15 protein-coding genes are annotated in these 13,910 nt (G+C 37.2%); 7 read left to right on the forward strand and 8 right to left on the reverse strand.

Going from position 1 to position 13,910, the window contains the following annotated elements:
• Positions 1-63: 63 nt before the first annotated feature.
• Complete coding sequence (locus HHO41_RS17045) at positions 64-1,476, forward strand: SpoVR family protein (protein ID WP_169100883.1); 1,413 nt, start codon at positions 64-66, stop codon at positions 1,474-1,476.
• Between the two features lie 53 nt (positions 1,477-1,529).
• Here HHO41_RS17045 and HHO41_RS17050 read toward each other — a convergent pair whose 3' ends face one another.
• Positions 1,530-3,350 (reverse strand): APC family permease, encoded by a 1,821-nt coding sequence (locus HHO41_RS17050; RefSeq protein ID WP_169100885.1) that lies wholly within the window; start codon positions 3,348-3,350, stop codon positions 1,530-1,532.
• 305 nt (positions 3,351-3,655) lie between these two features.
• Here HHO41_RS17050 and uptA point away from each other — a divergent pair, with 305 nt between their 5' ends.
• Positions 3,656-4,255 (forward strand): undecaprenyl phosphate transporter UptA, encoded by a 600-nt coding sequence (uptA, locus tag HHO41_RS17055; protein WP_169100887.1) that lies wholly within the window; start codon positions 3,656-3,658, stop codon positions 4,253-4,255.
• 46 nt (positions 4,256-4,301) lie between these two features.
• On the opposite strand, the gene HHO41_RS17060 is transcribed toward uptA, so the two are convergent.
• From HHO41_RS17060 to HHO41_RS17085, 5 genes are all read right to left on the reverse strand, one after another.
• Entirely contained in the window at positions 4,302-4,847 is a 546-nt protein-coding gene (locus tag HHO41_RS17060; RefSeq protein ID WP_169100889.1) for an ATP-binding protein, read from the reverse strand.
• Positions 4,848-5,004: 157 nt separating this feature from the next.
• Entirely contained in the window at positions 5,005-6,360 is a 1,356-nt protein-coding gene (locus HHO41_RS17065) for a hemolysin family protein (protein ID WP_169100891.1), read from the reverse strand.
• Between the two features lie 60 nt (positions 6,361-6,420).
• The gene (locus HHO41_RS17070; protein WP_169100967.1) at positions 6,421-6,822 is read right to left on the reverse strand and encodes a MerR family transcriptional regulator; all 402 of its coding nucleotides are present in this window, start codon (positions 6,820-6,822) and stop codon (positions 6,421-6,423) included.
• A 389-nt stretch (positions 6,823-7,211) separates the two neighbouring features.
• Entirely contained in the window at positions 7,212-7,760 is a 549-nt protein-coding gene (locus HHO41_RS17080; RefSeq protein WP_169100893.1) for a GNAT family N-acetyltransferase, read from the reverse strand.
• Between the two features lie 24 nt (positions 7,761-7,784).
• Positions 7,785-8,927: a histidine kinase N-terminal domain-containing protein gene (locus HHO41_RS17085; RefSeq protein WP_169100895.1), complete on the reverse strand. Its 1,143-nt coding sequence runs from the start codon at positions 8,925-8,927 to the stop codon at positions 7,785-7,787.
• Between the two features lie 272 nt (positions 8,928-9,199).
• Here HHO41_RS17085 and HHO41_RS17090 point away from each other — a divergent pair, with 272 nt between their 5' ends.
• The 4 genes from HHO41_RS17090 to HHO41_RS17105 all read left to right on the forward strand — a co-directional run bounded on the left by HHO41_RS17090 (position 9,200) and on the right by HHO41_RS17105 (position 12,189).
• A complete protein-coding gene (locus HHO41_RS17090; RefSeq protein WP_169100897.1) occupies positions 9,200-9,427 on the forward strand; it encodes a FeoA family protein in 228 nt (75 codons plus the stop codon).
• Positions 9,428-11,419: a ferrous iron transport protein B gene (feoB, locus tag HHO41_RS17095; RefSeq protein ID WP_169100899.1), complete on the forward strand. Its 1,992-nt coding sequence runs from the start codon at positions 9,428-9,430 to the stop codon at positions 11,417-11,419.
• A 54-nt stretch (positions 11,420-11,473) separates the two neighbouring features.
• Complete coding sequence (locus HHO41_RS17100) at positions 11,474-11,635, forward strand: FeoB-associated Cys-rich membrane protein (RefSeq protein ID WP_169100901.1); 162 nt, start codon at positions 11,474-11,476, stop codon at positions 11,633-11,635.
• Between the two features lie 95 nt (positions 11,636-11,730).
• Positions 11,731-12,189 carry a transcriptional regulator gene (locus HHO41_RS17105; protein WP_169100903.1) on the forward strand — a complete coding sequence of 153 codons (459 nt, stop codon included), beginning with the start codon at positions 11,731-11,733 and terminating at the stop codon, positions 12,187-12,189.
• Positions 12,190-12,221: 32 nt separating this feature from the next.
• On the opposite strand, the gene HHO41_RS17110 is transcribed toward HHO41_RS17105, so the two are convergent.
• Both HHO41_RS17110 and HHO41_RS17115 read right to left on the reverse strand, forming a co-directional pair.
• Positions 12,222-12,842 carry an NAD(P)H-binding protein gene (locus tag HHO41_RS17110; RefSeq protein ID WP_169100905.1) on the reverse strand — a complete coding sequence of 207 codons (621 nt, stop codon included), beginning with the start codon at positions 12,840-12,842 and terminating at the stop codon, positions 12,222-12,224.
• A 341-nt stretch (positions 12,843-13,183) separates the two neighbouring features.
• Positions 13,184-13,390 carry an alpha/beta-type small acid-soluble spore protein gene (locus HHO41_RS17115; RefSeq protein ID WP_169100908.1) on the reverse strand — a complete coding sequence of 69 codons (207 nt, stop codon included), beginning with the start codon at positions 13,388-13,390 and terminating at the stop codon, positions 13,184-13,186.
• 340 nt (positions 13,391-13,730) lie between these two features.
• Between HHO41_RS17115 and HHO41_RS17120 the strand changes: the two genes are divergently transcribed.
• Entirely contained in the window at positions 13,731-13,904 is a 174-nt protein-coding gene (locus HHO41_RS17120; RefSeq protein WP_348981311.1) for a hypothetical protein, read from the forward strand.
• The last annotated feature ends 6 nt before the right edge of the window (positions 13,905-13,910 follow it).

The raw sequence follows: 13,910 nt of genomic DNA on the forward strand, positions 1-13,910 counted from the left end.
AATTTCATTTTTCTCTTTTTTTCTTCATACATTGTTTTAAGGAGGAGGAAGGGAGAGAGAGGATTGAACGAGACAGAACGCAGAGCGCTGGAATATTCAATAGGTGAAATAACTGAGATTGCCAAAGGTTTCGGCTTGGATTTTTATCCGATGCGCTATGAGATTTGCCCTTCAGAAATTATTTATACATTTGGGGCCTATGGGATGCCGACAAGATTTTCCCATTGGAGTTTCGGTAAGCAATTTTATAAAATGAAGCTTCATTATGATTTTGGCTTGTCGAAAATTTACGAGCTTGTTATAAATTCAGATCCATGTTATGCATTTTTGTTAGATTCTAATAGCTTAATCCAAAATAAATTAATTGTTGCTCATGTATTAGCTCATTGCGATTTCTTTAAAAACAATATTCGATTTCAGAATACAAAACGGGATATGGTTGAAAGCATGGCTGCAACGGCCGATCGTATTCGAAAATATGAAATTCAGTACGGTAAGCATGAAGTTGAAACCTTCTTGGATGCCGTCCTAGCAATTGAGGAGCATATTGATCCATCATTAATGCGGCCAAAGCTTGCATGGTCAGTTGATGGAGAAGCTGAGGAGTCAAGTGATGGTGTGCAGTCAAGTCCATATGATGATTTATGGAATTTGGATAGAAAAGGTGAGAAAAAAACAGAGCCGAAAAAAGCCCGGAAATTTCCGCCACGTCCAGAAAAGGACTTGCTGCTCTTTATTGAAAGTCATAGCAGAGAGTTAACAGACTGGCAACGTGATATTTTAACAATGATGCGTGAGGAAATGCTTTATTTTTGGCCGCAACTTGAAACAAAAATTATGAATGAAGGTTGGGCATCGTATTGGCATCAGCGTATTCTTCGCGAAATGGAATTGACGCCAGGTGAGGCAATTGAATTTGCGAAGCTTAACGCCGGGGTCGTGCAGCCCTCACGTACCGGAATTAATCCTTACTATTTAGGCTTAAAGGTGTTAGAGGATATTGAAGAACGCTACAATAATCCCACAAAAGAAATGCAACGTCGTGGGGTGAAGCCAGGTTCGGGTCGTGAAAAGCTGTTTGAAGTTAGGGAAATTGAGTCGGATATTTCCTTTCTTCGAAATTATTTAACGAAGGATCTTGTAACACGCGAAGATATGTATTTATTTCAAAAGCAAGGTAAGGATTATAAAATTGTTGATAAACAATGGGAGCATGTTCGCGACCAGCTTGTCAGCATGAGGGTGAATGGGGGATTTCCGTATATTACGGTGAATGATGGAGATTATTCCAGGAATGGAGAGCTATACCTAAAGCATTGGTATGAGGATATCGAACTGGATGTTAAATATTTGGAGAAAGTACTCCCCTATGTTCATCAGTTGTGGGGAAGGCCTGTCCATATAGAAACTGTGATTGAAGGAAGAACAATGCTGTATTCCTATGACGGTAAAGGAATTCATCGAAAATATTTATAATTAAATAAGAGGCTTCCTAAAATGAGAAGCCTCTTGTTTATCATTTTATAAAATCATTCTTTTAAATGAAATGGCAGTGTTGCCACGACAATATCCTTTTTCCAAATTAAATAAAAACGTAAGAAGACCGCTGTTTGGTTATGTAACAATACATGCCACCATTTTTTAGTGATAAACTGCGGCATAAGAATGGTAATAAACGTTCCTTTTGGATGGTTCTCAGGTTTATTTAAGTAACTTAATAGTGGTTCTAAAATAGTTCGATACGGAGAATAGATAACATCTAACTTAATTTCCGGATACCATTTCTCCCAGTGTTCTCTTAAGATTTGTTCCTGTTCACGGTTAAAGACGACAGTAAAGGCTGTAATATCAGTCGCAATCGCTTTGGCATAAACAATAGAGTGGTCAACTGTTTTACTAATTCCAGAAATCGGGATTATGACCCGGGTTGGTGGCAAGCCTGTTTCCAATCTTTTATCGAGCTGTAATTGTTCGCCCAGATTAAGGTAATGTTCGTTAATTTTTTTATAAACACAAACGAGTATTGGGATGGTAATAATCACCAGCCATGCTCCTGAAGTAAATTTTGCTACTGCAGTAATAATCGTTACCAATGCTGTAGTAAATGTGCCTAGAGCAATCGCTGCAATTTCCCAAAAGCGGTGTTTCTCTGCCCATAGTTTTTTGACTAATCCATATTGGCCAATTGTAAAAGAAAGAAATACCCCAACTGCATATAAAGGAATTAAAGCATGGGTATCTCCTGAAAAGATGATCACCAACAGGGATGCTAGTAAGCTTAACAGGATGATTCCATTGGAAAAAACAAGCCGGTCACCACGCGCCGCTAAACTGCGGGGCAAATAACCATCCTTGGCAATGATTGATACAAGTTGTGGAAATCCAGCAAAGCTAGTATTCGCAGCTAACACTAAAATTAGCATCGTTACAATTTGAAAGAAAAAATAGACAAGCCCGTTTCCGAATACACTTGATGCAATTTGTGATATAACAGTTTTGTTTTCAATCGGCGCAATTCCTAATCCAGCTGACAGAAAAGTGATTCCTAGAAACATTGTCCCTAGTAATAGCGACATCCAAATCAAGGTGGTGGCAGCGTTTTTGGGGCTGTTTGGTCGAAAGGAGGGGACACCGTTACTGATTGCTTCGACACCTGTCATTGCCGAGCATCCTGATGAAAATGCCCTTGCTAAAATATAAATAAGTCCGGCAGTTGACGTTTGTTTTAGGGTGGTTGGATCTGAATTTTGGACATACCCCAACCAACCATTGGTCAGTAAATGAATTCCACCGAATACAAGCAAAATCAGTACTGAAAAAATAAATACATAAGTAGGGTATGCAAAGACTGTCGCTGACTCTCTTATTCCCCTCAAATTTAAAATCATTAAAATGAGAATAAAGGTGATCGCAAGTTCAACCCTCCATTGAAGTAGAACTGGAAAGGCCGATACTAGGGCAGCCACCCCAGAGGAAATACTAACAGCAACGGTAAGGACATAATCAATCATTAACGCTGAGCCAGCTATTAAACTAATATTGGTTCCAACATATTCACGGGCAACGATATAAGCCCCTCCTCCAGCTGGGAAGGAGAAAATAATATGGCGATAACTGATTGTCACTATCAGCAATAGCCCTAAAATTGTTAGTGAAATTGGGATGGAGTAAAAAAATGCACTAACACTTAATAATGACAGCACGATAAGGATTTCCTCCGTTGCATAGGCAACAGAAGAGAGAGCATCAGACGAAAAAACTGCTAAAGCCTTCCATTTTGGCAGTTTTTCTTCTGAAAGCTTTGCGGTCTCCATAGGTTGGCCAATCAAAATTCGTTTTAGCATTGCCATGGCAAATAGCCCCCTAAGTTTTAGTAAGGGAGCGAATTCTTATGTTTTGATGTCGATACAATGTAATTCCCTGTTAATCTGGGAGCGGATAATATTCTGGGAATTTGGATTCTAGTCATGAGAAGAATCGCCCCAAATATCCTGTTTATTTTTATATTTTAATATAATATTACTCCCGAATAGTCATAATGTAAATGAAGAAAAAACTCGTTTTTACAGTCAATTTTCTCGGAAAGGTTGCAGTAATAAATATCCACATGTAAACTGAACATATTGGGCTTAAAAATAAACTTATAGGTGATAGAATGAAGGATTTTATTTTAACAATCTTGATGGCGTTGACAGATTTGGGGTACCTTGGCATCGCACTTGGCTTAATGATTGAAATAATTCCAAGTGAAATCGTGCTTGGCTATGGTGGATATATGATTTCACTTGGTAAAATATCGTGGTTTGGAGCAGTGCTTGCTGGAACAATTGGTGGTACTCTGGCGCAACTGTTTTTATACTGGCTAGGTTATTATGGTGGAAGACCAGTTTTGGAGAAATACGGTAAATATATATTAATAAATAAAAAACACATTGATATAGCTGAGAAATGGTTTGAGAAATACGGAACAGGGGTCATTTTTTCTGCAAGATTTATTCCGGTTGTTCGGCATGCCATTTCGATTCCAGCCGGTATTGCCAAGATGTCTCCAGTTAAATTTACTACTTTTACAGTTGCGGCAATTATTCCTTGGACGATTTTGTTTTTGTATTTAGGGACTGTCTTAGGAAGCAACTGGGCAGATATTAAGGAGTTTGCACAGCCGTATGTTATGCCTGCAATTATTGGTGCAGTCGTACTGGGAGTAATCTATTTCCTTGTCAAAAGAAAAGTCAATGTTAATCCAATTCAATAATAAGAAAGAGGCTGTCTCATGATGAGACAGCCTCTTTCTTATTATGCTAGACAATGTTTGCTTTAAAACCAGATGCTTTAGGGATAATGACTGATAACATTGTTCCTTTGTCTTGTTGGCTGACAATCTCGATTTTGCCTTTCATAGAATCAATGATATCAGAGGTTGGTAATACACTCTTTAACTTTTTAACTTGTTCATTATTCATGATTTTCCCGTTATGTTCAATGACAATTAAAATCGATGAAAGCATTTCATGGACTGCGATTTCAACACTTCCGTTTTGAGAAGCATCGAGACCACTTTTTACCAGATTGAGCAGGGCAAGATGGAACTTGTTCCGGTTACCTTTAATGAAGGTAATGTTTTCTAGAGTCGAGTAAAACTTAATATGAATATCTGAATGAGTAGACGTTGAGTGAACAGATTTGATTACTGTACCTAGCTCTTCGTTAATATCAAGAAGACTTTGATCATTCATTGATGTTTTAGCATAAAGCCGTTTTTTTCTTTTTATAATAAAAAATGTTATGAACATAAAAAATGCTAGAAATAACCATAATTCAATGATAATCTGCGTTAATACATTCAATTATGATGACCTCCTTAAAAAATTGATTACAATTAAGACCATTATAATTGTAATCAGCAAAGATTTCTGTCAACAAAGTCACATTCTTGTAAAAAAATATACGAATAATGTTCAAAAAATACCGACAAAAAAACGGATGACTCATAAAAGTCAACCGTTAAAGAATTACTTCAGATTCAGTTATTTTAATTGGTTGGGAGGATTCAGTTTCCTTTACTGTGGGAAGCTTAGAAATCTCAACATATTTAATATGGTGCTCTTCCATTTCCTTTATCTTAAAGGAGTATTGTTCGAATTTTACGCTATCGCCTTCTTTGGCTTCGTAATTCTCGGTAAGAATCCAGCCTCCGATTGTGTCGACATCTTCGTCATCAATATCGAGTCCCAACAAATCATTCACTTCGCTTACTAACACTTTGGCATCGACGACATAATGGTCGTCGTTTAGCTTTTGAACCATTGGAACCTCATCCATATCGAATTCATCACGAATTTCGCCAACGATTTCCTCTAATATATCTTCAACCGTAACTAATCCTGAAGTGCCACCATATTCATCCATTAAGATTGCCAAATGAATCCGATCCTTTTGCATTTTTACAAGTAAATCATGAATTGGTATCGAATCAATCACACGGATAATCGGTCGAATATAAGAAGCAAGAGTTCGATTAGCAATGCTTTGATTGGTAATGATATCGGTCATAATTTCTTTTATATTTACCATCCCGATAATATGGTCTTTATCCCCGTCGATAATAGGGTAGCGGGTGAATTTTTCAATTTGCGCAATCTTAAGGAAGGTCTCTAACGTATCATCCTTGGATAGTGAGATAATCTCTGTCCGAGGGACCATAATTTCCTTGGCGATGCGATTATCAAATTCAAAAATTTTATTTACATACTTAAACTCTGATTGGTTAATTTCACCACTTTTATAGCTTTCTGACAAAATGATACGAAGTTCTTCTTCGGTATGGGCCAATTCATGCTCAGATACTTGTTTTAAGCCAAACATTCTGGTGGTAACCCGAGCTGCACCATTAAGTGCCCAAATAAATGGATACATCACCTTATAGAACAAGATTAATGGTCTTGCCGCAGCCAGACTGACAAATTCGGCTTTTTGAATGGCTAAAGTTTTCGGTGCCAGTTCTCCTACTACAACATGCAAGAAAGTTACAACTGAAAAAGCAATGACAAGTGCAACCACGTGTGTAATGGAGTTCGGAATATTGATGCCTTGAAGCAACGGACTGATTAAATGCTCTACAGTAGGTTCACCTAGCCAACCTAATCCAAGCGCTGTCACAGTAATTCCTAATTGACATGCCGATAAATACTCATCCAAATTCGTGATGATTTTTTTGGTAACAATAGCATTCTTGTTTCCTTCTTCAATTAATTGGTCAATTCGAGAACTTCGAATTCTGATTATGGCAAATTCACTTGCCACAAAAAATGCCGTTAAAGCAATTAAAATGGCTATTAAAACCAAGTTTAATATGTCCAAATAATTTCCCTTAGCTCGCAACTTTTACGAGTAAGGAGTCACCTCCCAGTAAGTAAAAAATTAACTTGTAAAACTTAAGACAGATTGCATTAAAGCTGAGCTTTCCTTTGTGAGCTTTTTGGATAAGTCGTTTTTTTGCTGCTCTTCAAGTTGGTCCAATAAGGGTAAAATCGCAGAAATTTCCGAACGGAGCTGTTGAATTTGCTTAGTTACCTCATCAACATGTTTTTCAACTTCAGAGCTTTTGAGCTCCTGAGATTTATTGAGGTCTAGCTTTCTCTTAATCTCATCCAGCGGTAAGTGTATTTTTTTGCACTCATCAATAAACTTCAAGTCGTAAATAGCTTGTTCGCTGTACATTCGGTAATTTGATTTAGACCGTTCAGCTTTTAATATTCCCAAGCTAGTGTAATAGTCAATGGTTCTTTTGGAAACGTTCGCAAGAAGTGCTAGTTCACCGATACGATAGAATGCCCCATCATATCACCCCTAAATTATAAATTATTAATATTATAGATGAAATGAAACTGTACAGTCAAACGTTCCACTTTTCAAAGGATGTTATTCATAGTTTATGATAAAAAAAGATTAATATGATGAAGGACTAGCAAAATTTTAAATAAAATTGTTTTAAGCATGCATGTTGCTTTCCGCTGCAGGTACTTCGCTTTCCGCGGGGCTAGTTGGGAGCCTCCTCGGCGCATTCGCGCCTGTGGGGTCTCCCATACCAGCTACTCCCGCAGGAGTCTTCGTGCCTTCCGCTCCAATCAACATTCAAAAAACAACACTAATCATTAACATAGCATTAAAAAAAGCATCGGTTAGTGATTCCGATGCTTTAGGCTTGTTGATTAATTTAATTTGGACCATTCTTTGCGGAGCATGCTGTAGACGATTAAATTATGGTAGTTGTAATGCAACCTTTCACCATCTCTGATGATGCCTTCCTTTGTAAACCCTAGTCTTTCGGGGATTGCGCGACTTTTAATATTTTGTTGGCCGCAGCGAATTTCAATCCGATTTAAACCAAGTTCAAAAAAAGCATAATAGAGGAGAGCCTGAACGGATCTTGACATGATCCCGTATCCTTGTGCACTCTCGGCAAGGAAATACCCCATACTTGTTTGTGAGTTATACCAATCAATTTGATGTAAGCCGATTGAGCCAACCAAAGCACCTTTAAAGCGAATTCCAGCTTGAAAGCCACTGTTATCAGCAAATTGCTTTAACCAATTAGGAATAATGGAATGATATTGAATGGGAGATGACATATTGTCCACCCAAGGTAGCCATCTCCGCAAGTGCTCGCGATTTCGATCAACAAGTAAATACAATTCTTCGGCATGATGGATTTGAAATAATTGGAGTTCAATCTCATGATCTACTTTTAAAGTAAACATCTTTAACTCCTTTATTACAGAATTTCACGATTCTTTTTTTACTGCAGCAATTGGCAGTGTAATGATAAAGTTTGTTTGTTCAGGTATGGACTGACACGTTAATGTGCCCTTGTGTTTTTCAATAATTTCACGGCAAACAAATAAACCGAGTCCGGTACCAAGTTTTTTGGTTGTCACAAACGGTTCGAATATAGTGTTTAATTGTTGTTCTGGGATCATAGGACCATTATTTGAAATGAGAACTTTTATACAATTGTTTTCAATTCGATAACATTTGATTTGGATGGTTGGGTCATCTCGATATTGACTCAAAACATCAAGAGCATTAAAGATAATATTAATAAATACTTGACGGATTTCATCAGCATAACCAAAAAGGTATATAACCCCTGCTAAATTTAGGTTATTTAAAACCTTTACCTTACTATCCAATATACTTGGATAAAGGAAGGATATTACTTCCTCAACCAGTTCATTCAAAGAAAAAATAACCTTTTCTTTGCCAATTACTTCTTTTTTTGAAAGTAGTAAGAATTGCGATATTCTAAAATTGAGCTGTTCAAGCTCGTTTGAAATGATGTCCAAATATTTCATTTCGTCATGTTCAGCTTTTAATAATTGAATAAATCCCTGAATCGATGTAAGCGGATTCCTAAATTCGTGCACAAAACTAGAAGTCATTTGACCTAGTAAGGTTAGGCGATCTTGGTGAGTTGAATCAATAAAATTATTTTTTTCCTCAATTATTCTATCCTTGGCTTCAGTGTAATACGTTACTGCGTAGTAAGTGAATTTATCAAAGTAATTATTAATTTCGTTTATGAGGTTTTTAAGTACGCCCCATTCAATTTGCAGATTCATTAAATATTGGGAAAGTACGGAACGACCAACATTGACGTTATAAACAAAATCGCCGATATTACTGTTGGCCTGAACTCGTTCTTTTCCTACATTTATGGCAATTACCTTCATATATGAGTCCAATTCATCGACGGACATGGTTAGCATTTTAAGAATTGTATTGTAAATTAATTCGCGATTCTGTCTTACCTTTTCCTTAAAAGGGTCCTCTGCTGAAGCATGTAGTCTGTTTTCCCATTCGACAAAAATGTTATCTTTTTGATCTATTAAAAAATCAAGGAGTCTATTTTTTGGAGTAGCAATCATTGTTCAAGTATCACCATTCTTCCTTCATAAATCCACATTAAAGAAGTATTCGATTCAAAAAGACAAAATCCTTTGAATTTTTTAAAAAATATAAAAATATTTCTCTATATTCATTATTTTTATGATAACAGAGTAAGTTTGAATAATAGGTGAACTTTGCTCAGCAAATTTAGAAAATCGTGAAGATTATCATTCTCAATAAAATTCATTTGCGTTATAATGAGAACAGTTATCAACAAATACGCTTTTTTCATATAGATGAGGTGGATAATATGCTTGGACAGTTAAAGGCCGGTGAAAAGGGAAAAATTATGGATCTAGGTGGTGCAGACCGTTTAGTAAGACGCCGTTTAATGGATTTAGGTATTACAAATGGATCTGAAATTTGTATTAAATGTATTATGCCATTTGGTGGTCCTGTAATGGTCGAATCTTGTGGCCAATGTGTTGGCATTCGCAGGAAAGAGGCCTTTCAAATTAAAATAGAGAGGGTCATATAAATGGAAATTGCACTGTTAGGAAACCCAAATACCGGGAAAACCTCATTGTTTAACAACTTGACTGGCTCTTATGAGTATGTTGGGAACTGGAGCGGTGTAACTGTCGAAAAAAAGGTAGGGCAGTTTAAGAATAATCTTGCAAAATTAATCGATTTACCTGGAATCTATACTTTAAGTCCACTATCACGAGACGAGGGTGTTGTAACGGACTTTTTGTTAAATGATGAAAGCGATAAATTATTAAACATATTGGATGCATCACAGCTTGAACGAAATTTACATTTAACTATTCAACTACTTGAGTATGGTAAACCGGTTGCAATAGGTTTAAACATGGGCGATGTCGCTAAAGGTCGAGGAATCTTAGTTGATTCTGACGCTTTATCTCGGCTACTAGGTGTTCCTGTAGTTCCGGTAATCGCTCGAAATGGAGAAGGCTGCGACCAATTGGCGCAAATTATCACCGATTTAGAGCACTCAGAGATAAATATTCATATCGTAAATTATGGTAAAGCCTTTGAAGGTTTGATTGCTGAATTTGTTACTGCTATTGAAGCAAGGACAAGCCATTCACCGCGCTGGCTAACCCTGCAGTTACTTGAAGGAAATTCATATGTGAAAAAGTATCTTCATGAAGCAATCGGAAAAGAAGAAGTCGAAACGTTGATTACATCAGCGCAACAACTTTTAAAAGATGAATCACTCGAACAATATATTTATCGAAAAAGACGAACTGCAATTGAAAAAATTGTTGCTTCCTCTACGAAACGAGAGGATAAAGCGATAACCCCGCTTAGTGAGCGAGTAGATAAAATTGTCACCAATAAATTTTTAGGTATCCCAATCTTCTTAGTAGTGATGTATGTGCTGTTTATGCTTACCTTTGATTGGTTGGGTTCTCCGCTATCAGATGCTTTGGATGGAATTATTTCTGGACCAATTGCCTCTGGGATTGAATCGATGTTACAAGCAGTTGGTGCATCAAGTTTTATTCAAGCACTTGTGCTAGATGGAATTGTTGCCGGTGTTGGTGGCGTATTAGTATTTGTGCCACAAATCTTTATTTTATTCTTGTTTATTTCAATTTTAGAAGACTCAGGTTACATGGCACGGGTTGCTCTTGTTATGGACCGCTTGATGGAAATGGTCGGTTTGAATGGAAAGGCATTTATTCCAATGATGATTGGATTTGGTTGTAACGTTCCGGGAATTATGGCTGCAAGAACAATTGAAACACCAAAGGAACGTTTGTTAACAATATTGCTAACTCCGTTAATGTCTTGCTCAGCCCGCTTACCGGTATATGCATTATTTGTTGGTGCATTTTTCGTTAACAACAAAGCATCTGTCGTATTATCTTTATATGTGTTAGGAATTTTCATTTCATTATTATTGGCGACACTTTTTTCGAAAACCATATTAAAGGGAGAAACCTCACTGTTTGTGATTGAACTGCCACCTTATCGTCGTCCTCAGGCGCAGGCTTTGTGGAGAAGTACATGGGAAAAAGGGAAGGGCTTCGTTAGAAAGGCCGGCACGTTTATTTTTGCAGGTTCAGTGGTAATCTGGTTACTTGCTTATGCAGGACCTGGTGGTTTTGATGTTGCGATGGATGACAGCTTCCTAGCTGCAATCGGTGGTGTGATTGCTCCTATCTTTGATCCAATTGGGTTTGGAACATGGCAAGCGAGTGCATCATTGATTACAGGCTTTTTAGCAAAAGAAGCTATTATATCTACGATGAATATTATATATTTTGTTCCGGATGAAGCGGGACTTCAGGGGCTTTTGGCATCATATTATACACCGCTTTCCGCATATAGCTTTATGGCATTTATTTTGCTTTATATTCCTTGTCTTGCGACGGTGGCAACTATATATAAAGAGACAGGTTCCAAAAAGTGGACGGCCTTTTCAATGGTTTATGCTTTAATCATTGCATATATTGTCTGTTTAGTCATTTATCAAGGTGGCAAATTAATGGGCTTTTAATCATAGACAAGCGTCGGTTTAGACGCTTATCTTTTTAACTAAGGAGTGAGTCATATGCTTGTTAACCTATTAATTGGTGGAGCAATATTTGGATATGCAGCCTGGGCACTGGTTCGGTTTATAAAGAAATCAAAACAGGGTAAGTGCGCGACCTGCCATGCGCAGAAATCTTGCACAAGTCAAGCTAATTGTCCATCAACATTAATAAAAAAGTAAATCTAAGTTTTACCCCTTTGAAAGTAGTTGTACTTTATTTACTGAGTTCATTGGTGTAAAATTACACTAAAAGTGTGGTAAAGGATGACTTTGCTGTGACGAAGGTAGAGATTATTCAATTAGTTTCAAAACATATGCGTGAAATACGGTCAGAAGTAGGTTATTCTCAGGATAAAATGGCAGAAATTATTGGCCTTTCCAAAAAAACGCTCGTTCAAATTGAGAAGGAACGGGCATTGGCTGGGTGGTCAACAGTTGTTACTGTGTGTGCATTGTTTCGGGATACACTCGCTGTACGCTCAATAATTGGAAGTGACCCGTTGGAGGTATTAGAAGTAATTGCCCTTGATGGAATAGACCTCCGGAAGCAAAAAACGTTTGGTGGAAAAGTCTGGTGGCGGGAAATCGCTAGACAAAATGGTTATATATTGCAGCAGAATATCCTTAGCTTGCATTATCGTATCCTTGACAATGAGCATTTCCGAATTTTTAGCAGTTTCGATGAACACGCAGCATTAAAATGCTTCAATGATTTAGCTCCAAATAAAAATTAGAATCCAATCCTCTTTGTTGAGGATTGGATTTTTTAATATGCTAGTCCAACGCGGCAGTAAAGAAAGTCGTTTGAAGTAAGTTGTTGATATGCAAACTCGGCTGTGTCACAAGGTGATATAAAACGTCCGTTATCGGGCAGATAATCCCTCTCAAATCGGAAATGTCCGGCACATTCTCCATCCGGCAAATAGGTTGGACATATAATTGTCCAATCGAGACCCGATTGTTTTAATAACAAATAGGCATGTAGATGGTCTTCTGTTGCTTTTGTTGAGCGGTTTCGAGATTCACTTGATTGGAAGCGGTACAGCTCGGGCTCAATTCGCGATTGTAATATTCCTGCAGTACCAATTGTCACAATTCGCTTAATCTGATGTTGTTTCATTGATTCAATAATCATTGGCATACATTTTGATAAAGTTGACAAACCACCACTACTAATCGCACAAAAAACAACATCTGTACCTGATAGGACCTTGAGGACATCTTCTTTAATCAAGACATCTCCAATAGTCCAATTAACACTATTTTCACTATGGAAAGTTTTATTACTATAACGTACGAGCGCTTGGACCTGATCTCCATTTTTAAGAGCTTTTTTTAGTAAAAAAGAGCCAACACGTCCTGTTGCTCCTAATATTCCTACGTTCACAAAATGTTCACATCCATGTCAAAATTTTTAGAAAATAGCCCTGTGATATTCATCTCTATATGATATATTTAAATTGTATTTTTGTCAGTAAAATGTTAGGGGGGCTTAAAGTGGAGGAATATTCAATTACACTTGTGATCGCTAGTATTATGGTACTTTGTTATTTTATTGGAACTGCACTTATTAAAAAACCATCCTAAGCTGTTTGCGAAAAGCAGCAGTCTTTTTTGAATCGAATCAGTTCATTACTGTTATTGGTTCTGAATCATTTGAAAGCCCCATTCATTGCTGAATGGGGCTTTAGCCATATTTATTCATTTTTTTGTTTAGCTAGGTTTAGTTTAGAATTGGCCGCCACCAAGTTGTTGCTGAGCCATTGAAACTAAACGCTTTGTAATTTCTCCACCAACTGAACCATTCGCACGTGAAGTAGTGTCTCCACCTAATTGAACACCAAATTCAGATGCAATTTCATACTTCATTTGGTCTAGGGCTTGCTCGGCACCAGGGACAAGCAGATTATTTGAGGAATTGCTACGGTTACTCATAATATCATCTCCTCATCAATTTTTTGATGTTAATGGTTGGGCTAAGCCGGAATTGCACCAGCAGCAGATTGTTTACTGCGCCACTATGGTTAACCCGTAATTATAATTTCTTAATCGCTGTGTAATCTTATTATGGATTTATTTAATGTGAATATGCGATTATCTAAGTGGTAATTAATGGATGGATCTTTAGTGCAGAAGTTTTTCATACATACGCTCTCTCAAATAGACAAAGACTATTCATAAAATTTGAATGAGAGAAGGCGGGGGAATGGGGATTTGTCCTAATTGCAATGGGTTGTACCAAGTGATCTTTCAATGTCCATCCTGTGGGGAAAATATGGAGGATAGTGGAAAGATTATGGATTTCTATGATGATTATAGTCCATATATGGAAATAGACGATTTAAAGCTAGAAGACGGCTATCCTAATACTTTAGCCAAACAACAATGCCCTCATCTAATGTCGTGCATGGTTTGCAGCAGAAATGAGATTGTGTTTATTCAGGAATAAAAAAAA

This window comes from Bacillus sp. DNRA2 (assembly GCF_012843265.1).
Lineage (GTDB): Bacteria > Bacillota > Bacilli > Bacillales > Cytobacillaceae > Bacillus_BU.

What these genes read in the sequence shown, in the direction of transcription:
- HHO41_RS17050 (WP_169100885.1), bottom strand. Translation starts at nt 3,350, where the DNA reads ATGGCAATGCTAAAACGAATTTTGATTGGCCAACCTATGGAGACCGCA.
- uptA (WP_169100887.1), top strand. Translation starts at nt 3,656, where the DNA reads ATGAAGGATTTTATTTTAACAATCTTGATGGCGTTGACAGATTTGGGG.
- HHO41_RS17080 (WP_169100893.1), bottom strand. Translation starts at nt 7,760, where the DNA reads ATGTTTACTTTAAAAGTAGATCATGAGATTGAACTCCAATTATTTCAA.
- HHO41_RS17085 (WP_169100895.1), bottom strand. Translation starts at nt 8,927, where the DNA reads ATGATTGCTACTCCAAAAAATAGACTCCTTGATTTTTTAATAGATCAA.
- HHO41_RS17090 (WP_169100897.1), top strand. Translation starts at nt 9,200, where the DNA reads ATGCTTGGACAGTTAAAGGCCGGTGAAAAGGGAAAAATTATGGATCTA.
- feoB (WP_169100899.1), top strand. Translation starts at nt 9,428, where the DNA reads ATGGAAATTGCACTGTTAGGAAACCCAAATACCGGGAAAACCTCATTG.
- HHO41_RS17100 (WP_169100901.1), top strand. Translation starts at nt 11,474, where the DNA reads ATGCTTGTTAACCTATTAATTGGTGGAGCAATATTTGGATATGCAGCC.
- HHO41_RS17115 (WP_169100908.1), bottom strand. Translation starts at nt 13,390, where the DNA reads ATGAGTAACCGTAGCAATTCCTCAAATAATCTGCTTGTCCCTGGTGCC.
- HHO41_RS17120 (WP_348981311.1), top strand. Translation starts at nt 13,731, where the DNA reads ATGGAGGATAGTGGAAAGATTATGGATTTCTATGATGATTATAGTCCA.